This window comes from Shewanella sp. 30m-14 (assembly GCF_052977125.1).
The window spans coordinates 165,425-188,280 of record NZ_JBRILW010000001.1 but is presented as its reverse complement, the minus strand read 5'-3'; the positions used below and the strand labels follow the sequence as shown (position 1 = coordinate 188,280).

The 22,856-nt window shown below is 41.5% G+C and carries 19 protein-coding genes and 4 tRNA genes; 7 read left to right on the top strand and 16 right to left on the bottom strand.

From position 1 onward, the window contains the following. Positions 1–175: 175 nt before the first annotated feature. Complete coding sequence (gene hda, locus ACVBIU_RS00815; protein ID WP_447161303.1) at positions 176–886, bottom strand: DnaA inactivator Hda; 711 nt, start codon at positions 884–886, stop codon at positions 176–178. A 73-nt stretch (positions 887–959) separates the two neighbouring features. Then, the gene (locus tag ACVBIU_RS00810) at positions 960–2,072 is read right to left on the bottom strand and encodes a DUF2066 domain-containing protein (protein ID WP_447162823.1); all 1,113 of its coding nucleotides are present in this window, start codon (positions 2,070–2,072) and stop codon (positions 960–962) included. Positions 2,073–2,248: 176 nt separating this feature from the next. Here ACVBIU_RS00810 and ACVBIU_RS00805 point away from each other — a divergent pair, with 176 nt between their 5' ends. Beyond that, positions 2,249–3,505, top strand: coding sequence for a uracil-xanthine permease family protein (locus ACVBIU_RS00805; protein ID WP_447161305.1), 1,257 nt, complete (start codon positions 2,249–2,251; stop codon positions 3,503–3,505). 90 nt (positions 3,506–3,595) lie between these two features. Here the strand turns inward: ACVBIU_RS00805 and ACVBIU_RS00800 are convergent, their stop codons facing one another. After that, positions 3,596–3,937: a Grx4 family monothiol glutaredoxin gene (locus ACVBIU_RS00800; RefSeq protein ID WP_447161306.1), complete on the bottom strand. Its 342-nt coding sequence runs from the start codon at positions 3,935–3,937 to the stop codon at positions 3,596–3,598. 225 nt (positions 3,938–4,162) lie between these two features. On the opposite strand from ACVBIU_RS00800, the gene sodB reads away from it, so the two are divergent. From sodB to ACVBIU_RS00780, 4 genes are all read left to right on the top strand, one after another. Beyond that, positions 4,163–4,747: a superoxide dismutase [Fe] gene (gene sodB, locus ACVBIU_RS00795; RefSeq protein WP_447161307.1), complete on the top strand. Its 585-nt coding sequence runs from the start codon at positions 4,163–4,165 to the stop codon at positions 4,745–4,747. A 230-nt stretch (positions 4,748–4,977) separates the two neighbouring features. Further along, a complete protein-coding gene (locus tag ACVBIU_RS00790) occupies positions 4,978–6,912 on the top strand; it encodes a PrkA family serine protein kinase (protein WP_447162824.1) in 1,935 nt (644 codons plus the stop codon). A gap of 49 nt (positions 6,913–6,961) precedes the next feature. Continuing rightward, the gene (locus ACVBIU_RS00785; RefSeq protein WP_447162825.1) at positions 6,962–8,230 is read left to right on the top strand and encodes a YeaH/YhbH family protein; all 1,269 of its coding nucleotides are present in this window, start codon (positions 6,962–6,964) and stop codon (positions 8,228–8,230) included. Between the two features lie 9 nt (positions 8,231–8,239). Then, complete coding sequence (locus ACVBIU_RS00780) at positions 8,240–9,766, top strand: SpoVR family protein (RefSeq protein WP_447162826.1); 1,527 nt, start codon at positions 8,240–8,242, stop codon at positions 9,764–9,766. A 61-nt stretch (positions 9,767–9,827) separates the two neighbouring features. On the opposite strand, the gene rplY is transcribed toward ACVBIU_RS00780, so the two are convergent. From rplY to ACVBIU_RS00725, 11 genes are all read right to left on the bottom strand, one after another. Next, complete coding sequence (rplY, locus tag ACVBIU_RS00775; RefSeq protein ID WP_447161311.1) at positions 9,828–10,115, bottom strand: 50S ribosomal protein L25; 288 nt, start codon at positions 10,113–10,115, stop codon at positions 9,828–9,830. A gap of 151 nt (positions 10,116–10,266) precedes the next feature. Next, complete coding sequence (locus ACVBIU_RS00770) at positions 10,267–10,758, bottom strand: DUF882 domain-containing protein (RefSeq protein WP_447161378.1); 492 nt, start codon at positions 10,756–10,758, stop codon at positions 10,267–10,269. 153 nt (positions 10,759–10,911) lie between these two features. Then, positions 10,912–12,192 carry a L,D-transpeptidase family protein gene (locus ACVBIU_RS00765; protein ID WP_447162827.1) on the bottom strand — a complete coding sequence of 427 codons (1,281 nt, stop codon included), beginning with the start codon at positions 12,190–12,192 and terminating at the stop codon, positions 10,912–10,914. A 279-nt stretch (positions 12,193–12,471) separates the two neighbouring features. Continuing rightward, on the bottom strand, positions 12,472–13,041 hold the full coding sequence (locus ACVBIU_RS00760) for a type II secretion system protein (RefSeq protein ID WP_447161313.1): 570 nt from the start codon (positions 13,039–13,041) through the stop codon (positions 12,472–12,474). 1,015 nt (positions 13,042–14,056) lie between these two features. Beyond that, positions 14,057–14,142 (bottom strand) — tRNA-Leu (locus tag ACVBIU_RS00755). 110 nt (positions 14,143–14,252) lie between these two features. After that, positions 14,253–14,326: transfer RNA gene (locus ACVBIU_RS00750), tRNA-Cys, on the bottom strand. A gap of 12 nt (positions 14,327–14,338) precedes the next feature. Next, positions 14,339–14,414: transfer RNA gene (locus ACVBIU_RS00745), tRNA-Gly, on the bottom strand. A gap of 152 nt (positions 14,415–14,566) precedes the next feature. Beyond that, the gene (pgsA, locus tag ACVBIU_RS00740) at positions 14,567–15,115 is read right to left on the bottom strand and encodes a CDP-diacylglycerol--glycerol-3-phosphate 3-phosphatidyltransferase (protein WP_447161314.1); all 549 of its coding nucleotides are present in this window, start codon (positions 15,113–15,115) and stop codon (positions 14,567–14,569) included. A gap of 47 nt (positions 15,116–15,162) precedes the next feature. Beyond that, complete coding sequence (gene uvrC / locus ACVBIU_RS00735) at positions 15,163–16,992, bottom strand: excinuclease ABC subunit UvrC (protein ID WP_447161315.1); 1,830 nt, start codon at positions 16,990–16,992, stop codon at positions 15,163–15,165. Positions 16,993–17,011: 19 nt separating this feature from the next. Beyond that, on the bottom strand, positions 17,012–17,656 hold the full coding sequence (gene uvrY, locus ACVBIU_RS00730; protein WP_447161379.1) for a UvrY/SirA/GacA family response regulator transcription factor: 645 nt from the start codon (positions 17,654–17,656) through the stop codon (positions 17,012–17,014). Positions 17,657–17,863: 207 nt separating this feature from the next. Continuing rightward, positions 17,864–17,954: transfer RNA gene (locus tag ACVBIU_RS00725), tRNA-Ser, on the bottom strand. A 238-nt stretch (positions 17,955–18,192) separates the two neighbouring features. Between ACVBIU_RS00725 and ACVBIU_RS00720 the strand changes: the two genes are divergently transcribed. Both ACVBIU_RS00720 and fabA read left to right on the top strand, forming a co-directional pair. Beyond that, positions 18,193–19,899: a S16 family serine protease gene (locus ACVBIU_RS00720; protein ID WP_447162828.1), complete on the top strand. Its 1,707-nt coding sequence runs from the start codon at positions 18,193–18,195 to the stop codon at positions 19,897–19,899. A 67-nt stretch (positions 19,900–19,966) separates the two neighbouring features. After that, positions 19,967–20,482: a bifunctional 3-hydroxydecanoyl-ACP dehydratase/trans-2-decenoyl-ACP isomerase gene (gene fabA, locus ACVBIU_RS00715; RefSeq protein WP_447162829.1), complete on the top strand. Its 516-nt coding sequence runs from the start codon at positions 19,967–19,969 to the stop codon at positions 20,480–20,482. Positions 20,483–20,602: 120 nt separating this feature from the next. Here fabA and rmf read toward each other — a convergent pair whose 3' ends face one another. Both rmf and ACVBIU_RS00705 read right to left on the bottom strand, forming a co-directional pair. Then, positions 20,603–20,779 carry a ribosome modulation factor gene (gene rmf / locus ACVBIU_RS00710; protein ID WP_202289406.1) on the bottom strand — a complete coding sequence of 59 codons (177 nt, stop codon included), beginning with the start codon at positions 20,777–20,779 and terminating at the stop codon, positions 20,603–20,605. Positions 20,780–20,967: 188 nt separating this feature from the next. Then, positions 20,968–22,842, bottom strand: coding sequence for a DUF3466 family protein (locus ACVBIU_RS00705; RefSeq protein ID WP_447162830.1), 1,875 nt, complete (start codon positions 22,840–22,842; stop codon positions 20,968–20,970). Positions 22,843–22,856 lie beyond the last annotated feature (14 nt).

Sequence of the window (22,856 nt, the reverse complement as noted above, 5' to 3'; positions counted from 1 at the left end):
GGCTTTTTGTTATATCTGTTCAGTCTCATTAGGCAGAGGCTTTAATATCTGTTTATTAACTATTAACCTAATGCTTAGTAGCACAAAGTTAAGTTTAGCAAACTCAAACCCATCAAGCTTATGTTCATCAAGCTTATGTTCATCAAGCTTATGTTCATCAAGCTAGGTTCTCAGTTTATAAACGCAGCATCTCTTTAATAAAAGGGATAGTCAATTTACGTTGATGCACCATAGATGCTTTATCGAGCCTATCTAACACGTCAAACAATGTTCTTAAATCTCTGGCTAAGCGGTTTAATAAAAAGCGCCCTACATCTTCAGGTAACTGTAAGCCTCGCATCGCAGCACGGCGTTGCAGTGCCGCGAGTTTTTCTTCATCAGCCATAGGTTGTAGCTGGTAATTAAGCCCCCACTGCATTCGAGAGACTAAATCCGGTAAAGAGAAACCGCTATCACTTGGTGAAACACTTGCACTAACAATCAGCGAGCAGGTCTTCTGCTCAGAAATCCGATTATAGAGATCAAATATCGCCTCCTCCCATAAAGGGTGTCCTGCAATCGCATCGACATCATCAATACAGACGAGATCGAGTTTCTCTAAGCCTTCTAATAACGCTGTAGAAATACTCGCATGGATCCCTAAAGGAATATAAAAGCTACTTCGGCCTAGATCATTTGCATGAGCACAGGCGGCGTGCATAAGATGGGTGCGTCCGGACTTTTCTGGACCCCATAAAAAAACTGCACCTTCTGACCTACCCTCGGCACAAGCTTGTAAACTTTGAATAAGCTCATCGTTACCCGCTGCAGGATAATAACTATTGAAGGTTTCATCATCAGGTAGATGAACTGGTAATGATAACTGTAAAGGAGAGTTTGACTTCACTCAGGTGCTTCTCAACGACGCAATATTTCTATATTAGACACACATGGTAGCATGTGTGTCACTTGATTGGGAGTTATTGACCTTTCCAATAATAGATCTGTGTCTCTTTCTGAGCTTGAACTTGGGTCTCTATTGTTGAATAGTCCAAGTTTTGCAGGCTATTGCTCGATACCGACTCAATTCGAGGGTCAAGAGCCATTAATCGATGCAAGTCTGCTTCATTACCAAAAAGGCGCAAATTAAATTCAATCGTCTGTCCTTCAATACGGCTAATGCTTGCCGACTTAATGGCACTTAGCTGATCTAAGTAACGCTCAATCGCAACTAATTGCTTCATATCAGATATATCAGCAAAAGAAATCTTGGTGGTTTTCTGCTCCCCAGAGTCGGCTATCGCATACTGCCCCACATAATACTCACTGGTCGCTGCAACCATAGCGGCAACAGCCTCATCAATCGTAGCAGCCTCGCCACTCTTATTAATAACAGCTGTTAATTGCAGCGATTGAGCCGCTTTTTTACGTGGGTAAAGACTCATTTGATAACGGTATGTACTGCCTTGTGGCTCAATCGCAGCCATGATGAAGTAATTGGATTGATAACGTAAAGAGGCATCAGCCACATTGTCGCTAAAGTTACCACGAATATCATTTACACCGACCTTCATCGAGTCATCAAGATCCATTAACGGAAACAACACTGGCGCGCCTCGAGTCGCTGACTCACGATCAAAAACCTGGCGGCTAACATTGCTAGATGCATCACTTATTATTTCACGTTCACCATGTTCATTGATAACTAACCAGACTAAAGTCAACGGTCTCTGTTTGCCCCAAACTGGCAACCCCGCTTCTCGTAACAGTGCAATAATACGTTTGTGGTCAAAGTTTACTTTCAAGAACAGTTCACCATTATCTTCAAAATAACCGTATTGCGTCATCAATGAGCTCGCATTACCAAGCTGCTTTTTTATTGCTTCGTTTGAAAGCGCGCTCTGAGTCCCTGAATTTTTTAAAATCACTTCTTCAAAGGCTTGTTTGATCCCTTGACTTCTAAGTGCCGTAGATCTTGAATCGATGGGCACAACACCTTCATCGAGGAACTTTACCTCGGCCGCAGTAACATGCGTTGAGAAGCCAACGAGAAAAGAGACAGTAATAAAAGTACGTAAAATGAGTTTTAACATGTTTTAGATTCAAAGACGGCTCGATAAATAAAATTGTATCACATCTATTATCACTTTTGCCGAGATAAAGAGACATCCTCATTAAAGGCTAAACCCCACTTTCATGTTCCACTTCACATACCAAAACATTAAAAACAGTTATCATTGATAGGTTTACTTAAAATAAGAGAGAAATAATGAAAAACCTGACAATGCCTTTGCAAGGAGCACAAATGCTGTTCGTAGCCTTTGGCTCGCTGGTATTAATGCCCTTGCTAACAGGCCTAGATACTAACGTTGCACTCTTTACCGCTGGTATCGGCACTCTGCTTTTCCAATTAATCACAAAACGTCAAATCCCCATCTTTCTAGCGTCTTCTTTCGCTTTCATCGCACCTATTATGTACGGCGTACAAACTTGGGGGATCCCATCGACCATGGGCGGTTTAATGGCTGCAGGTGTTGTTTATGTAATTTTAGCAACCGTCATTAAAGTTCGTGGTGGTGGCTTCATTAAACGCTTGTTGCCTCCAGTTGTTGTAGGGCCAGTCATCATCGTTATTGGCTTGGGCTTAGCGCCTGTTGCTGTCAACATGGCTGTCGGTAAAAGCGGCGACGGTAGCCTTGTGCTTATCGAGCAAAATACTGCATTACTTATCTCTCTAGCATCTTTATTTACCACCATCGCCGTCGCTATATTTGCCAAAGGCATTTTAAAACTAATGCCAATATTAGCCGGCATTACGGTAGGTTATGGATTAAGTTTGGCTTTCGGTATTGTTGACTTTACGCCAGTTAAAGAAGCAGCTTGGATTGCTATGCCCAACTTTGTGGCGCCAGAATTTAACTGGCATGCTATTTTATTTATGATCCCCGTTGCAATTGCCCCAGCGGTTGAACACATTGGCGATATCTTAGCTATCTCAAATGTAACAGGTAAAGATTACCTCAAAAAGCCAGGCTTACACCGCACCTTAGCAGGTGACGGTGTGGCGACTATTGCCGCATCAGCATTTGGTGGACCGCCAAACACAACCTACTCCGAAGTGACTGGCGCTGTAACACTTACTAAGAATTTCAACCCAGTGGTAATGACATGGACAGCTGTTACAGCCATTTTATTCTCTTTTGTCGGCAAGCTAGGTGCACTACTGCAAACGATTCCAGTACCCGTTATGGGCGGGATCATGTGTTTGCTATTTGGCTCTATTGCTGCTGTCGGTCTTAACTCTTTAATTAAGAATCAGGTAGACATGAATGAGCCACGCAACCTTAGTATTGTTGGCGTGACGTTAGTGTTTGGCATTGGTGGTATGGCATTTGGTATCGGCTCATTTAGCTTAACCGGGATCAGCCTTTGCGGGATCTTAGCTATCGTTATGAACCTCGTACTGCCAGATAATGCGGCCTCGCATACAAAAATTATTAATGAAGAGATCAATCCATCTTTGTAAAAGTCTAGACGTTTGCTCATATACGTTTAGGCCATAAAAAAGCCCCTAACGACTCACATCGTTAGGGGCTTTTTACAGACATAATCAAAGTTAAGCTTGATCGTCTTCTGTTTTATATTTAGCAGCAGTTTCTTTAATAAGCGTTTGTAGCTCACCTTTTTGGAACATTTCAGTCAGAATGTCACAACCACCAATTAGCTCGCCTTCAATCCAAAGCTGAGGGAAAGTAGGCCAGTTAGCATATTTTGGTAGTTCAGCACGGATATCTGGATGCTGGAGGATATCAACAAATGCAAATTGCTCTTCACAATTAATCATGATTTGAGCAACTTGAGAAGAGAAACCGCAGCTTGGTAACTTTGGTGAACCCTTCATATATACAATAATTGGATTTTCGGCGATTTGCTGCTTGATCTTTTCTACTGTTTCCATTTTTCTTTCCTGATTAGAACTTCATTACAATCTCGACATTGTACGCCAGTCTTTGGCAGAACAAAAACCTACTTTTAATAGGGACAATAACTAATAGAAATAAACGATTAAGATAATCGCTCAATTTGAATAAACAATGATACACTTCACAAGTTTATTAGGTAAAATGTTCCGCAGTGAGCAAGAACGCACAAATAACAAACTAGAAGTTAACGGAGAAAACTAATGGCTTTTGAATTACCAGCATTACCTTACGCAAAAAACGCACTTGAGCCACATATCTCAGAAGAGACCATTAACTACCACTACGGTAAGCACCACAACACTTATGTTGTTAAGCTTAACGGTTTAGTTGAAGGTACTGACCTTGAGCAAAAGAGCCTAGAAGAGATCATTAAGACCTCTACTGGTGGTATCTTTAATAACGCAGCTCAAATCTGGAACCACACTTTCTACTGGAACTGTCTATCTCCAAATGGCGGTGGTGAAGCAACCGGTCCAGTTGCAGATGCAATCGTAGCGGCTTTCGGCTCATTTGAAGCATTTAAAGCACAGTTTACTGATTCTGCAGTCAACAACTTCGGTAGCGCTTGGACTTGGCTAGTAAAGAACGCTGACGGCACTGTTGCTATTGTTAACACAAGCAACGCAGCGACACCTCTTACAGATGAAGGTGTAACTCCAATTATGACTGTTGATGTATGGGAACATGCTTACTACATCGACTACCGTAACGTGCGCCCTGACTATTTAGCGCATTTTTGGGAACTTGTTAACTGGGAATTTGTTAACGCAAACTTCGCTGGTTAATCATTTAATTTCTCAGATAATAAAGAGGAGCCTTTAGGCTCCTTTTTTATTGTGTATTTACATCCCCAGCTTGCTTTATCTCAAGTGCAACTATTGCAAATGCAACTATTTCTTATTGTTTTTATTTACTTTTTTACTACACGGCTCACATTTAACGTCTAACATTAAAGATAGGGGGCCAAATTAATTAGCCTCTAAACTTACCATTTGTGCGTTTCAGGGGGCCGGTTATGAGTATATTTGAGCATTACCAACAGCGCTATGAGAGAAAGCTTGATGAAGAATATTCATTAGAAGACTTTTTAACCATTTGTAAAAATGATAGAAGTGCATATGCATCTGCTGCAGAGCGCTTATTAATGGCTATTGGAGAGCCAGAATTCGTAGACACATCTAAAGATCCCATACTTAGTCGACTATTTTCCAATCGACTTATTTCTCGTTATCCAGCATTTAAAGATTTTTACGGTATGGAGGAAGCGATTGAGCAGATCGTTGCTTATTTAAAACACTCGGCTCAAGGTCTTGAGGAGTCAAAACAGATCCTTTACTTACTTGGACCAGTAGGGGGTGGTAAATCTTCACTTGCCGAAAAACTTAAAGCTTTAATGCAAGATGTACCTGTATATGTACTGACTGCCGATGGCGTGCGCAGTCCTGTTAATGATCACCCATTTAGTTTATTTAATCTTGATGAAGATGGAAAGCTGTTAAAAGAAGAGTACGGCATTCCAGACCGGTATTTAAAAACAATCATGTCTCCTTGGGCCGTCAAGCGCTTACACGACTTTGGTGGTGATATATCCAAATTTAAGGTGGTAAAGGTCTACCCTTCTATCCTAGATCAACTCGCCATTGCTAAAACGGAACCCGGCGATGAGAACAACCAAGATATTTCATCATTAGTTGGTAAGGTCGATATTCGACAGTTAGAACACTTTGCTCAACATGATGCCGATGCCTACTCTTATTCCGGCGCATTATGTCGAGCGAACCAAGGTATGATGGAGTTTGTAGAGATGTTCAAAGCACCCATCAAGGTGCTTCACCCATTACTGACGGCGACACAGGAAGGTAACTACAACGGAACAGAAGGGTTATCAGCCCTACCTTTTAGTGGCATTATTCTGGCTCACTCGAATGAATCTGAGTGGACAACCTTTAGAAACAACAAGACCAACGAAGCGTTTTTAGACAGGGTCTATATTGTTAAAGTACCTTATTGCCTCAGAATGACAGAAGAGGTACGGATTTACCAAAAGCTGTTGTCCAATTCAGAACTGGCTAACACCCCTTGTGCACCTGGTACACTAGAAACCCTCGCACAATTTAGTGTTCTTTCACGTGTAATTGCACCTGAGAACTCATCAATCTATTCAAAAATGCGGGTTTATGACGGTGAAAGTCTAAAAGACACCGATCCTAAAGCTAAATCCTATCAAGAGTACCGCGATTACGCAGGTGTAGACGAAGGGATGCAAGGTCTATCAACGCGCTTTGCCTTTAAAATCCTCTCTAGGGTGTTTAACTTCGATCATACCGAAATTGCCGCAAACCCAGTGCATCTGTTTTATGTATTAGAACGACAAATAGAGCAGGAGCAATTTCCATCAGAAACTGCTGAGCGTTATTTAGAGTTTCTAAAAGGTTATCTCATCCCTAAATATGTGGAATTTATCGGCAAAGAGATCCAAACGGCTTATTTAGAGTCCTACTCAGAATATGGTCAAAATATCTTCGACAGATACGTGACTTATGCAGATTTCTGGATCCAAGACCAAGAGTACCGCGACCCTGAAACCGGTCAATTATTCGATAGAGCAGCGCTAAACTCAGAGCTTGAAAAAATAGAGAAACCAGCAGGAATTAGCAACCCTAAAGATTTCAGAAATGAGATCGTTAACTTTGTCCTGCGTGCTAGGGCCAATAATGAAGGCACTAACCCATTATGGACAAGTTATGAAAAGCTCAGAACGGTCATCGAGAAAAAGATGTTCTCAAATACTGAAGATCTGTTACCCGTCATTTCTTTCAATGGCAAAACCTCTACTGATGATCAACGTAAGCACGATGACTTTGTGAATCGAATGATGGAAAAAGGCTACACCCAAAAACAAGTAAGACTACTCTCAGAATGGTATTTAAGAGTTAGAAAGTCTTCTTAATAAGCCCTAAGGGGAGTTTACTCCCCTTCTAATAGGCTAGGAGGTGCGCATGACAAGTTTCATTGATAGAAGACTCAATGCTAAAGGGAAAAGCACTGTTAATCGACAGCGCTTTATTAATCGATATAAGAAACAGATTAAAAAGGCGGTAAGCGACGCCGTGACTCATCGTAGCGTTACCGATGTTGATAAGGGCGAGAAAATTAGTATTCCGACCCGAGACATTAGTGAACCCACTTTTCATCAGGGTAATGGCGGCGTTCGAGAACGAGTCCATCCAGGAAATGACAAGTTTGCCAAGGGTGATCAAATTGAGCGACCACCTTCAGGACCGGGGCAAGGTGCAGGTTCTGGAGAAGCATCTGACTCTGGTGAAGGTGAAGATGACTTTGTATTTCAAATTTCAAAAGATGAGTATTTAGAATTGTTGTTTGAAGATCTTGAGTTACCTAATCTTCAAAATAACCGCTTAAATAAATTAGTAGAGTACCAAGTTTACAGAGCAGGCTTTACTAATGATGGCGTGCCCGCAAATATCAATATTGTACGATCTCTTCGTTCATCACTTGCACGAAGAACCGCAATGACGTCAACGAAAAGATCTAAATTGAAACTTCTAGAACAAGAGCTTAATGAATTGGAAAATACGCCAGGCTCTGAAGCTGAACGAATTTTAGCTCTAAAGTGTGAAATTAAAGACTTAAAAGAACGTATAAAGAAAGTACCTTTTATTGATACTTTTGATTTACGTTACAACAACTATGCCAAACGTGAAGTGCCTTCAAGCCAAGCGGTAATGTTTTGCTTAATGGACGTGTCTGGGTCAATGGATCAAGCAACCAAAGACATGGCAAAACGCTTTTATATTCTACTTTACCTTTTTCTCACCCGTACCTACAAAAACTTAGAAGTGGTATACATACGTCACCATACCCAAGCAAAAGAAGTTGATGAGCACGAGTTCTTCTACTCTCAAGAAACCGGCGGAACGATTGTATCGAGTGCACTTAAACTTATGCATGAAATTCAACAGAAGCGTTATCCAGAAAATGAATGGAATATTTACGCAGCTCAGGCATCTGACGGGGATAATTGGGCCGATGATTCCCCTTCATGCCATGAACTCTTAGAGAAGAAGTTACTACCTGTTGTTAGATACTTTAGCTATATAGAGATCACTAACCGCGCCCATCAAACACTGTGGCGCGAATATGAAGATCTTAAAAAGTCTCATGCCAATATTGCAGTACAACACATAAAACAGGCAGAAGACATTTATCCCGTTTTTAGAGAGTTATTTAAGAAACAGGCTGTTTAGGGGGCGTTTATGGATAGTCCAAATAAAAGAACACCAATGGATGATGGACCAGATTGGAACTTTGATCTGTTACAGACCTACCTTACCGAAATTGAACGAGTAGCGGGTATTTATCGTTTAGATGCATACCCAAATCAGATTGAAGTTATTACTGCTGAGCAGATGATGGATGCCTATGCCGGTATTGGTATGCCTATTGGTTACACACACTGGTCATTTGGTAAACGCTTTATAGAGACCGAGCAAGGTTATAAACGTGGCCAAATGGGGCTCGCCTACGAAATTGTTATCAATTCAGATCCATGTATCGCCTATCTAATGGAAGAGAATACCATCACTATGCAAGCGCTGGTGATGGCACATGCGAGTTTTGGCCATAATAGTTTTTTTAAAGGTAATTACCTTTTTAAAACCTGGACCGATGCAAGTTCGATCATTGATTACTTAGTGTTTGCTAGAAATTACATTAGCGAATGCGAAGAGCTCTATGGCATTGAAAAGGTCGAAAGTATCATCGACTCTTGCCATGCACTCATGAGTTACGGTGTCGACAGGTATAAGCGCCCTAGTGAAATCTCATTCAGGGAAGAAAAGATTCGCCAAAAAGACAGAGAAGCTTACCTACAAAGCCAAGTCAATGAACTATGGCGAACCATACCCGAACTTCCGCAAGAAGAAGCAGAAGAGAAGCAAGCTTGCTTCCCTGCTGAGCCGCAGGAAAATATACTCTATTTTATAGAGAAAAATGCGCCTCTGCTTGAGCCTTGGCAACGGGAAATAGTGCGTATCGTCAGAAAAATGGGCCAGTACTTCTACCCTCAAAAACAGACGCAAGTCATGAATGAAGGCTGGGCCACTTTTTGGCACTATACCATTCTCAATCACCTATATGACGATGGACTGGTAACAGACCGTTTCATGTTGGAGTTTTTACAAAGCCACACTAACGTTGTCGCACAGCCTAGCTACAACAGCCCTCATTACAGCGGGATCAACCCCTATGCACTAGGCTTTAATATGTTTGTCGACATTAGACGGATCTGTGAAAACCCAACAGATGAAGATAGACAGTGGTTCCCGGAAATTGCTGGAAGTGATTGGTTAACCACGCTGCATTTTGCAATGGAAAACTTCAAGGATGAGAGCTTTATCAGTCAATACTTATCGCCAAATATTATTAGGCAATTCAAGTTATTTTCTATATTAGACGATGATAGGAAAAATCATATCAGTGTTTCAGCTATTCACGATGAAGAGGGCTATAAAGAGATCAGGCACAAACTATCTCAACAATATAACTTGTCCAATCTGGAACCTAATATTCAAGTTCAAAAAGTTGAAGTGACTGGGGATAGATCTTTAACGTTGAGATATATCCCAAGCGCTAGGATCCCGCTAGCAGGCACTTGCCAAGAAGTCGTTAAACACCTCCACCGCCTTTGGGGCTTTGATGTAAAACTCGAGCAATATAACGATGAGAGTAAAACGACTATCATCGCAGCCTGCCCTGAAGTCCTTGAGGAACAAAAAAGCTAAGCCTAGCTGCAGGTATAAAAAAAGCGCCTAATCAGGCGCTTTTATCAAATCAACTTAAAACTTAAGCGAATTTGAAGTCAACGTGTTCAATCATTGGCTTGAACGCGTGGCGTTGCATGTCTTGAACGCGAACTTTAACATCTTTACCTTCTAGAGCGATAGTTAGCTCAGAAGTGTAGAAATCTTGGTTCTCTTGAATGTTGATGATATCTTTGTGATCAAAAACAATAGAGATAGGCTCTTTACCTGGACCATAGATAACAGCAGGTACTTTGTTCGCGTGACGTAGGCGGCGGCTCGAACCTTTCCCGATTTCAGTACGAACTTGTGCAGCGATAGTGTAAGACATATTTAACTCACTTAATAAAAAATAACATAAAATTTAAGGTTATGATTTTCGACCAACCATGACCAGCTAAACGCGGGGCGGATTCTACCATAGAATATCCCGTTTAACAAAGATGATAATGCCCGTATTCTTTCACCACGCTAAAGCGACCTTACCAGTGTCTTACGGGGCCCGTATCAATATGGACAAAGCCTGAACTTGGGTAGTAACCCACGCCGCCAAGCTTAAGCTCAATAGCAGCCTCGCGTATATCAGCCAACTTTACGCCGGGCAAAGCAAGATCGAGTGCCATACCTTTCATATGGTAGCTCTTTTTCGCTACACCATTGCTTCTTTTCGCTAACATGGCATTCGTTTTTGGCGAACGATAGCCTGATATTACGTGTAATTCATCTTCAAAACTAAGTGACTCTCTCAATTGATAAGCAAAATCAAATAAGCGCTTATCCATTGGCGCAGCTTCATTTTGACGATGATCACGAAGAACTTGACTGAAGTCTGTCAATATTTCGTTTTGATAATCACCATCTATCCAGTAGCTTCCCTGCCCGCGTTCACCTGTATGGCGGTTATAAAAACCTAAATTTCTAACGCCTTTAGTTGAACGACTTGCGTGAGCTTTAGATGGCAACATTGAAAACATTGCAACACCACCTAAACCCAATAATAACTGTCTACGAGAGGAACATACTACTGACACACTTTCACCATCGATTACTTTTCCAACAACTGGCAGGCAAATTAACCCGAAGAATTGAAGAAAGCAAGTAATCAGGGTAAATTAGTTAAAACTGTTTTATAAGTCTTTGATTTCAGCAGTGGCACTGCCCGCAAGGGTATTTGAAGTTTGTAAATGGTAGATGTCATTTCTAAACTGGGCTTGATTGTCATCGTCGATCCAAGCGGTCCAATACACTAAATGAACATTTAATGTCGAATTTAGCGCAAACCACTGCGTTCGCGTTCTCTCTGCATGCCTATCAACCCAAGTCTGCTTATCCTTTATTAAATGAGCAGCCATCCAATTAGCAAGCCCCTCCACATTTTCCACACGTATACACCCTGACGATAGAGCACGATTGCTACGCTCAAATAGCTTGGGATCTGATGTGTCATGAAGAAAGATACTAAAATCATTGGGAAAGTAGAATTTATAACGACCTAATGTATTATTATTGCCCGGACGCTGTACAAATCGATACGGGAATGGACCTCTAGCTAAGTCACTCCATTGCTGAGCAGTCCTTACAACTAAATTATTATTACGGTCAAATACATCAAAATTTCTGTTTGTGATGTAATTACCATCTAACCTCACTTGCGGTAATAAGTCCTTATAAAGAATATTTTTCGGTACTCGCCAACTTGGATTGATCACAACATTTGATATTGCGCCGCTTAGTAAGGGCGTTGCTCTATAAGGTTTACCGACGATGACTCTGGACTCCAGTTCAATTTTACCTTTATTAAACAAAGCCATTTCAAATGCAGGTATATTAATAACTAAAAAGCGCTCATCTCGCTGAGCCATAAATTCAGCCTTCAACACAAAGTTGCTAGCTAACATCCTCGCCCTTTCATTGGGTTGAACATTTATCCATTTCATTGTTTCCGGGCCAATAATGCCGTCTGGTTGTAAACCATGCCTTCGTTGAAATCGTTTTATAACCAATGCTAGCTCTTCATCAAGCATAGTAGATGTTGTTGCAGAGCCCTCTGCGTCCCCGAGTAACCACAAACGTTTAGCGATAGTTGGAATACTCGGGTGCTTTTTTCCTGGGCGGATCAGCTCGTCGATGATTATCGGTTGCCACCAGCCCTGCTGCGCTAACCATTGTAAATGACGAATTCTGTTTTGAATCTCAAGGTAACCATTGAGCTCTGGCTCTAATGCCATAGCCCTCATGAATGGATCTTCGAATTGATTTGCTGAGGAATTGCGAATGGGAATATGCCGCGTCAACCAAAATTGCGCAACCTCATGCTCAATCGGTTGCAACTCGGATTGAGAAAGGTCAGGTTGAGAAAGTAGTTGTTTATATTGGTCAAACTTGCTTTCACTGCCGACTAATGCCATTAAAGACACTTGCTGATACAGCATGTTTTGAGCCCGCATGAGTCGCTCATCAGCAACGCTAACAAAGGTGACGCAATACAAGGTAAAACAGCATAAATAACTACAAAAGCGCATCAAGCCCCCTTTCAATATCTCTATTTCAAGTATGGCAAACAATTATGTTTTGTATATGACGTTAGGCAGTATATAAGTAAGCAAATTTTCTATCTGACAAAAAATAAAAAGCCCCTTATATAAAGGAGCTTGATTTTATTAACTTTTAAAGAATATGTAAGCTGATTAAATACTCAAAGCACTTCGACCAACTTCGGTCTTTCCTGTTGCTGGATAGTATTTCAATTCCCAGTTCTCAGCACCTTTAGAGCGGTCATCTGCAATATAGTTGTAGTAGCAGTAAGTATTAGCATCAGTCATAGGCCCACCAGAGTACCAGTAAATAATATCATCGCCTTTATCAAAGGTATTGTTGATGTGGCTTTCTAATGTATATTCATCATTATCAAGCAAGCCCTGCCAAATTTCTTTGCAATTATCACCGTTTAAAAGTGTACCGTTTTTACTGGTAGAAGTATCTGTGCCTAAAGGATAACCAGTAACAGAAGAATCTAGAGTTCCATCACCATAACAAGCTAAATTCATTTGATAACCGCTTTTACCTGAAGTGAGCCAACAGCTATGATAGAGCTTCACCCCCGTGGTAAAACTAGCAAATGCACTCTTGATTGATGCATCGTGAGCATCCTGAGTCAAATTGATAAACCTTGGCGCTGCTACAACTGCTAATATCCCTAAAACAATGATCACAACGACAAGTTCAATTAGGGTAAAACCTTTAGCCATTACTTTCATAACACACTCCACGGCATTAAGATGGACGAGAATTTAACGAGTAAACACCACCATATAGCGTGTAATTAACTCATTTCAGATTAACCTACATGAGATTAAGTCATTTCAAAGTAGGTCATTCTATGTGATTTTAGCAACATAACACTCGCATGAAAACGGTACAAAAACAAACCCAGCTTCTAATGTGTTAGCTTTCTCTGTTGATGACTTGATGAAGACAGTCCCCGTGCCAGACTCGCTTTTATCAAAAAGAGTGACACGTTTATTCAGTGAGGGCGTCTGGATTTTAAGGTATACCATTATTTAACGAGCTAAATTTTAGGTACAAAAAAGCCCCGACATTGTCGAGGCTTATCTGCAACTCTCCGTAGAGAATTATTTGGTACCCGTGGCCAGACCTGTTTTATTAAATGAGTGGCACGCTTATTCAGCGAGGCATCTTTTATAAGAAATAAATCCCTTGTCGATTATTTCATGCTTCAGAATTATCTACTCAAACTCTAGACGTAAAAAAACAGCTCAATGGCTGGTTTAGTCACTCTTCGTATGCAGATAGTCCCCGTGGCCAGGCCTGTTTTATCAAATGAGTGGCACGCTTATTCAGGGCTTAATTTGAAATACAAAAAAGCCCCGACATTGTCGAGGCTTATCTGCAACTCTCCGTAGAGGATTATTTGGTACCCGTGGCCAGACCTGTTTTATCAAATGAGTGGCACGCTTATTCAGCGAGGCATCTTTTATAAGAAATAAATCCCTTGTCGATTATTTCATGCTTCAGAATTATCTACTCAAGCTCTAGACGTAAAAAAAACAGCTCAATGGCTGGTTTAGTCACTCTTCGTATGTAGATGGTCCCCGTGGCCAGACCTGTTTTATCAAATGAGTGGCACGCTTATTTAACGAGGCATCTCTTACAAAAAATAAATCCCTTTTCGCTTATTCAGGGTTAAATTTAAAATACAAAAAAGCCCCGACATTGTCGAGGCTTATCTGCAACTCTCCGTAGAGAATTATTTGGTACCCGTGGCCAGACTTGAACTGGCACGCTTATTCAGCGAGGGATTTTAAATCCCTTGTGTCTACCGATTCCACCACACGGGCAAACTCTTTGACTTTGACGATACGTATTGTCGGTATCAATACTGCCTGACTTCTTAATGATTAAGTGTCAAACTCACCAAACTCTTGTTCTTTATAACTCTAAAAAGTTATGGAGGCGCGACCCGGAGTCGAACCGAGATCGACGGATTTGCAATCCGCAGCATAGCCATTCTGCCATCGCGCCATAACTTTAAATTGGAGCGACATATCGGGTTCGAACCGATGACCTATACCTTGGCAAGGTATCGCTCTACCAACTGAGCTAATGTCGCTTTTCAATTTAAACTGTATTCAAGTTCTTGCTTAGTTCGCTTCCCCTTGACTACGGAATGGCATTCTACCGATAAAATACCAAGAGTCAACGCTATATTTATCGATAAATGACTGTTTGCCCACTTATTGATCTCATTGTCCCTTTAACGAGCTATTCCGCAGTTAAATCGGCCCAAGCGGCCAAAATATAACTTACCATTGACCAAAATGTCAGTACAGCTGCAATATAGAACAAGCCGAAAGCAGCATAAGTTATCAACTCGTTTGGCTGCCAAATTAAACCGGTAATGGCCGCCATTTGAGCAGCGGTTTTATACTTGCCAATCCAAGAAACGGCAACTGCACCTCGTTTACCTATCTCAGCCATCCATTCACGCAATGCTGAAATGACTATTTCGCGGCCAATCATAAATAAAGCCGGTAATGTTAACCAAATATTGCTGTATTCGGAAATAAGTAAGACTAACGCCGTTGTTACCATGATTTTATCGGCAACGGGATCAAGAAAAGCACCAAAACGAGTCGATTGCTTCAACTTTCGCGCAGCGTAACCATCTAGTGCGTCAGTCACTGCTGCGAGCCAAAAGACAAATGCAGCGGCAAAAGGAGACCAGGGTTCTGGTATATAAAAAAGTACAACAAAAACAGGAAGCAGAGCTAACCTGAAAAGTGTTAACGCAATAGGAATGTTAAACGGCATTGTAGAACCTAATATTCAAAAGCAGCGCCAATCTTGCCTTAATTTTGTTACCCTCGCAATGCATCATGTATCGTTTGTGCCATTTCTAAGCTAATACCGGGAACTTTTACCAATTCAGACACACTTGCGCCTTTCACTTCTTGCAAACCACCTAAATATTGCAACAAAGCTTTACGTCTCTTAGGACCAACGCCAGCGATGGACTCTAACGTTGAAGTGTTACGCGTTTTTTGTCTTTTATTACGATGCCCTGTGATCGCAAAGCGATGGGACTCATCACGAATGTGTTGGATTAGGTGTAACGCGCCAGAATCTGCAGGTAAAGTGAATGACTCCTCATTCTCGCCATAGATTAATGTTTCTAAACCTGGCTTTCGTCCTTCGCCTTTAGCGACACCAATTAACGTTGGGGCATTGTCCAGTGCCACAAACTTTTCATCTACGACTTTTTGAGCAATCCGCAACTGCCCTATACCACCGTCGATAAACAGAATATCGGGAATTTTCCCGCTGCTACTGATTTTGTCAAAACGACGACTAATAGCTTGCTTCATCGCAGCATAATCATCACCAGGGGTGATACCAGAGATATTATAGCGCCGATAATCAGCCTTGCTTGGTCCCTCTCGATTAAACACCACACAAGATGCTACCGTGCTCTCTCCCATAGTATGGCTAATATCGAAACATTCCATTCGCTGGATTTTATTGGTCGACTCAATTGCTTCTTCTAACAATAAGAAACGTTGCTCTACGGTGTTTTTATGGGATAAGCGAGTATTGACTGCATTGGTCGCATTAGTGAGTGCTAGGCGTAAGAAACTGGCTCTTTCACCACGAACCTGAGTCTTTATTTCCACTTTCTTATGTTGCGCGGCCTCTATCGCCTCGGCCAATTCTGCTTGTTCTTCGAAAGCATTGCTGATCAAAATTTCTTTCGGTGTTATGCGTTGGCTATCCGAGTTTAGGTAGAACTGCAGCATAAACGAGCGTAAAACTTCTGAGACTTCCGTATCAACAGGTACTTTCGGATAATAACTGCGGCTGCCAAATATTTTTCCTTCCCGAATAAATAACAGATGAAAACACGCTACGCCGGATGCATAGTAAGCGCCGATAACATCCATATCACCAGTGGCATTCGACACCTCTTGCTGCTCTGACACCCGTCTTAATGCGGTAATTTGATCTCTAAATAGTGCCGCCTGCTCATAGCGCATATCACTGGCCGCTTGCTCCATTTTACCCACCAGAACAGACATAACTTGGTGATCTTTACCTTTTAAAAATAAGGTTGCCAACCGCACCTGCTCTTGATAATCCTCAGCAGACACCTTACCTACACAAGGCGCACTACAACGACCTATTTGATATTGCAAACATGGACGTGAACGTGACTTGTAATAGAGGTCATCGCATTGCCTTATGGGAAAGAGTTTCTGCATTAAGTGCAAGCTTTCTCGCACCGCGCCACCATTGGGATAAGGCCCAAAGTACAAACCTTTATCTCGTTTGGGACCACGGTGATAGGCTAAGCGTGGATGCTTATGATTACTGAGTAAAATGTATGGATAGGATTTATCATCTCGGAGCAATACATTGTATTTAGGCATGTACTGCTTGATATAGTCATTTTCTAAAATTAACGCATCAGTTTCACTGTGTGTCAGCGTCACGTCAATATTAGCGATATGTGACACTAAAGCTTGGGTTTTCACATTGGCGAGGTTTTTGCGAAAATAGGAGGAAAGCCGCTTTTTTAAGTCTTTGGCCTTCCCCACATAAATCACAACAGCTTTGGCGTCATACATCCGATAAACACCGGGTGATGATGTCACTGTTTTTAAAAACTCATTTGCATTAAACGCTTCAGGCATAAATTTGTAAGCCAGTTATTTAAAATTGTCCTGTATCCAACATTTTATATCGAATAGCTAAACGAGTCAGCTCTACATCTCCCCCAATACCTAACTTGGCAAACAAGCGGTATCGGTAGCTATTGACCGTTTTGGGGCTAAGGTTTAACTGCTCTGAGATCTCACTCACCTTTTCACCATTGGTGATCATCAGCATTATTTGCAGCTCTCTTTCTGATAAAGACTTAAAAGGGTTCTCTTCAGATTGGTTAAACTGACTCAGTGCCATCTGCTGTGCGATTTCTGGTGACAAATACCTTTGCCCATGAGCAACCTGTCTAATGGCTTGTAGAACCTCTGGTGAAGTCGCCCCTTTTGTTAAATAGCCAGAAGCACCTGCTTGCATCACTTTTGTAGGAAAAGGGTCTTCTGTATGAATAGTAAGTACGATTATCTTAGCATGGGATTGAAAGCGAAGAATTTTGCGAGTTGCTTCTAACCCACCAATACCCGGCATATTCATATCCATCAAAATCACGTCGGCTTCGTTTTTTCGACACCACTGGACTGCGGTTTCGCCATCACCAGCCTCACCCACGACTTTAATGCCTCGTTCATCTTCGAGGATCCGTCTAATACCCGTTCTCACTAATTCATGGTCATCAACTAAATATACAGAAATCAAAGCCGTCTTACCTTTAGATGCTTGATTTAAATCCATGTAAAAAGATTCAAGTCAATAATGTTATAAAGGTTAATTTATCGCATCTAACTGCATATAGAAAGTAAAATCTCTCTAATCCTATAGAGATAGTCACAGAAAATATCACCAAATAACAATGACTTAATTTAAAAAGCAAAAAGGCAGCCATAAGGCTGCCTTTTCTAAATGTGGCGGAGAGATAGGGATTTGAACCCTAGATGGGCTATAAACCCATGCCGGTTTTCAAGACCGGTGCATTCGACCACTCTGCCATCTCTCCGAACGAAGTAGATATTATTCGTTTCCGATAATCTTGTAAACCCATTTCCAACAAAATAGCGACTCAACCCGCTCTACCGCTTAACTATTGGACGACAGATAAGAACCGTTATCTGGGCAGCTTAAATGAGCCTAGAGAAAGTTAACCCTTGTCTTAAACACACTGGCAAATCGTTAACTGTCAAAGCCTGTCGAAAAATGTGCTAGTATCACCCTACTAAAAATAGACATATACTTTTATGAACTCAAACGTCATTCCTGCTTCTGCTCTTGTTCCCAGTTTCAACCTTCCAGCTGAACAGGCGTTCACCTCCAGCCCAAAGGCCGATCTTCTAGGTCAAGAACGCAGTCTCGATGCATTTCGACTACTTACTGTAACCGATAATCAGCACATGTTTTTAGCTGATTATTTTGGTTGCAATCGAAAGCGGATTATCGATGCCTTAGTAAAAGAACAAGGCCAGTTCCCTCCCCTTAGCTTAGTACTTGATGATAAAGTTACAGCTTGGGTTGAGCATGATGAACATAGCGACAATCGCCTTGCGACTAAGACTCACGAGTATCAGTATCTGTCCGGTTCAATACGTAAAGTCGATTTAGTCGGTCGCTACCATAGTGAATCACAAACTTATGAAGCTGGCTTACTTGCCAGCTGTCATTATCTGTTTATCTGTGCGGACTCCCTTTGGAAGAGGGAGAATTTGTGGGACCTATTGCTTGAGATCCTCGATAAACAGACTTATCAAGTCCACTCGCAGTTACCGGCTCTAGCATTAAACTGCAAAATCATCCTGATTGGGTCCAGCCATCAATATGGTAGCTGTTGGTTAGGTGAACCTAGCTTTTCAAGGCACTTCCCACTTCTTGGGGAGTTAATCAATGAGGTAGATCTCACTGAGCATTCAGCATTAGAGTACTGCCATTGGTTAGCGAGTATATTTAATAATCTTAATGTCAGTTTGACTCGCTCTGCTTTACTGTTATTACTGCAATACAGTGCAAAACTTGCCGACCATCAGCAGCGCCTTAGTCTAATGGCTGTCAATATTGAACACTTGTTGGCTCAAGCCAAAGCCTATGCTCAAGATTATGAGATCTCAGAGCAGGTATTACTGCACAGTATTACCATGATTAACCAACGTCATAATGCATCTGAACAACTTTCTGCACAAAACTTTGATGACCTATTTATTAACCTACCCACTCAAGATGAAATCGTAGGCCAAATTAACGGGTTGACCGTAATTGAAAACGCAGAATTCAGTTACGGTGAGCCAGCCAGAATCACAGCTTCTGTTCATTACGGTGATGGTGAAGTGGCCGATATTGAGCGTAAGTCTGAATTGGGCGGTAATATTCATGCCAAAGGTATGATGATCCTGTCGGCATGTCTGTACCGGATCTTTGGTAAAGATGCCCCACTCCACCTCAATGCTAATATCGTATTTGAACAATCTTATCAGGAGATTGATGGTGACAGTGCCTCTCTTGCTGAATATTGCAGTTTAATTTCAGCTATTTCAGAAAAGCCAATTAAACAAAGTTTAGCCGCTACCGGTGCCATCGATCAATTTGGTAATGTACAGGCCATCGGCGGTGTTAACGAAAAAATTGAGGGCTTTTTTAAACTATGTAAACGTCGAGGGCTCACTGGCCAACAAGGCGTGATTATCCCTAGCTCTAATATGCAACAACTGAATCTACATCACGATGTTGTTGAAGCCATTACTGCGGGTAAGTTCACCTTATACCAAGTAAAGCATATTGATGAGGCTGTGGAGATCTTAATGCAGACGCAGGCTGGTAATGCTGATGAAGATAATCAGTTTCCAGACGATTCAATCTATGGATTAGTGCAATCTCGCTTAGAAAGCTTGGCGGGCTACCAGGAAGAAGAAAAAGGTCTTTTTGCAAGATTGATCGAAAAACTAAGATTTTCTAGCTGATCGGAGTTGTTTAGCGTACACGTGTTCGCTAACCTTGGCAGCTCAAATTGCTGGAGTATCAAAAATAATGAGTAACGCAAATAGTTTTACCAAAGAAGATCTTATTGCCTGTGGACTTGGCAAACTATTCGGGCCTAATTCTCCGAGACTGCCAAAAGACAATATGCTGATGATCGACCGAGTGTTAAAAATTAACTCTGACGGTGGTGAATTCAGTAAAGGTGAGATTATTGCAGAGCTCGATATTAACCCAGACCTTTGGTTTTTTGACTGCCACTTTACAGGCGACCCTGTTATGCCAGGCTGTTTAGGTTTAGATGCGATGTGGCAGCTAGTAGGCTTTTTCTTAGGCTGGGAAGGTGCGGAAGGCAAAGGAAGAGCCTTAGGCGTTGGCGAAGTGAAATTTACAGGCCAAGTTCTACCTGACGCTAAAAAAGTCACCTATAAGCTTACCATTAAGCGTAAGGTCTATCGTAAGTTGGTTATGGGTATTGCAGATGCCACGATGGAAGTTGATGGTAGAGAAATTTATAGCGCTAAAGATCTTAAAGTCGGTATATTTACTGATACAACAAGCTTCTAATTCGCTCAAAAACCAAGTTAGATTGCTAAAAGAAAAATGCCCTCTTTAACAGAGGGCATAATATTGTTTAAATCATTCAATTGTTAAAGTGAAAAGTTTATTAGAATAGGTTACTCAGTCTTACTTATTAAATAAGCCGCTCAGCCGACCGTCAATGCCCTCACGCCACCCGCCAAGCCATTGTGATTTAGAATCAAGCGTCGAATAGGGACATATCTCTTTCGACCGGCCTCCAACTCCTGCTTGAAAGCCTTTTGAAAAAGCTCTATCTAATCGATCTCTTTTCTGTCTTTTCATGCAAGCACCCTCTCTTCGATAACAAAAGAAGCTAACGCTTCACCTACATTGATAAAGCTTTTTTAAGTTGAGATCAATCCTAAAAAACGGCCTTGAATACGGTTATTATTTAAGCTACTGAGATATCTTACAAATTTATTGCAAAAAAATCGAGGCCGTAGCCTCGATTATTGATTACTTAAACAATATCAATTGAATCGACGTCTAAACCACAATAGAGGCAACATCAAGATCCACGCAAAGCTAGCTGCGCCTTTACGCTCATAGTTGTCATTGCTACCATCATCATCAATAACAGTACACGCTTCTGCGCCTGAGACTGCAGGCTGTAATACCACCATACGTGGTAAGAAAGAGGTCACAGGATCGCCATAGCCGTTTAATTCAAAGAATGGTAAGCCATTATCACCAATCACTATGTTGCCTAAAGCATCAAACTTATACGATGGTTTACGGATAAACGCCGTACCAACAATCGTACCGTCTTCATTGATGCTATTGCCTTCAACAACAAGGATTTCGCTCTTATAGGTTAGTGTCTTGCCTGAACCATCTTGTACTTCAACCAGGTGACGTTGCCAGTTTCCTTCAGCGTTCTTCTCATAACCTTTCGACTCACAGGTCAGTAGATTATTGACGTTGTTAAACTCGCCATCAGGAAACTCACTATTTGGCAGTTGATACAGGAAACCAGCCTTTGGACGCGGCTTTTCCTTGTCATGAGTGGTGTCAATATAACCAACAACCTGGCCCTTATTGTTTATATCACGGCCACGGCTACTTAAATCAGAGATATTGTTATAAAAGTCGTTTGGTGTCACCAGTGCAGTTTCTGGGGTGTTGGTGTCAAAGTAGAAGAATTTATCTCTACGGTAGCCATCGATATATTTGTTATAGCTACCAACTAAGATCCCGGCATCATTGATGTCATAAGCGATAGAGGAATACACATCTCGAGCCTCATCGACATTGACCCAGTTGTACTTGTACTCACCATTAGCATCTTTAGTCCAGTAGGCTGCGTCATAATATAATCTGTCTTTATCATTTTGACGGTATACATAAGAGCGACCTGCAACAACGCCCTCATTATTTACACCAAGACCCTGTGCGCTATAAACACTGTCATTAGTCACTTCAAGACCTAATGGCAGCATGGTCGCTATCGGTGTATTGTTACCTGCTTCATATTGCCAAACATAGCCACGGATCTGATATTGAATATCGCTATAACCATATTGATTTGGAAATTGTGCTGATTGAATACAAATATTCTGCGGCGCGGTATCGCTATTATTATCAACACAAGAATTGATGATATTTGCGCTATTATCACTAATGTCTGTACTGGCGTAACCGGCGACTAAACCGCTATCGTTAACGGCTGCAGCACTTGAGAAACCACCAACGATAATCGTTTGTTCTTCGGCCTCACCCGCTTTATAGACATACTCGGAATAAGCTGGAATTAACGCAATTTCGGCATCGGCTCCTTGTTTTACAAAGCCACGCTGCTCATAATCACGGTAATACCAAAACTCTTGTTCTTCATTACTTCCATCATAAGGCAGTGTTTGCTGCTTTGACGTCATAGCGCCCACTTGAAGGCCACTATCATTGATATCGTAGAAGAAAGTATCTATAGAGTTGACGGTAGATTCGTCTTCAGGAAAGGTTGGCGCTGTCGTATCGTTTACACTTTCAAATGTTGGGATCCAAGCGTTACCATTTGAAGTGAAAGTAAAATTATTTGCGATAATTGGAAGGTTAACTGAATAGGTAATGGTTTCAGAATCGGCAACACCGTCTTCGATATCAATAACACCATCATCATCTTCAGAAACCGTTAGTTTCTTTTTACCTTTAGCGGCACCGACGGCTTCATTATTAATATTAACGGCCATCCCATAACCGTTACGCGTGTTATCAATAGTGCCGTTTAGGTTATAAGTGTCTAGATCGATATTAATAATTTCATAAACAGGTGCAGCTTGAACACCTTGAAGTACGCTTAATACACCAACAGCTACTAACGATAGGGTTTTATCCAACTTAAACTTCATTAACTCGCTTCCTA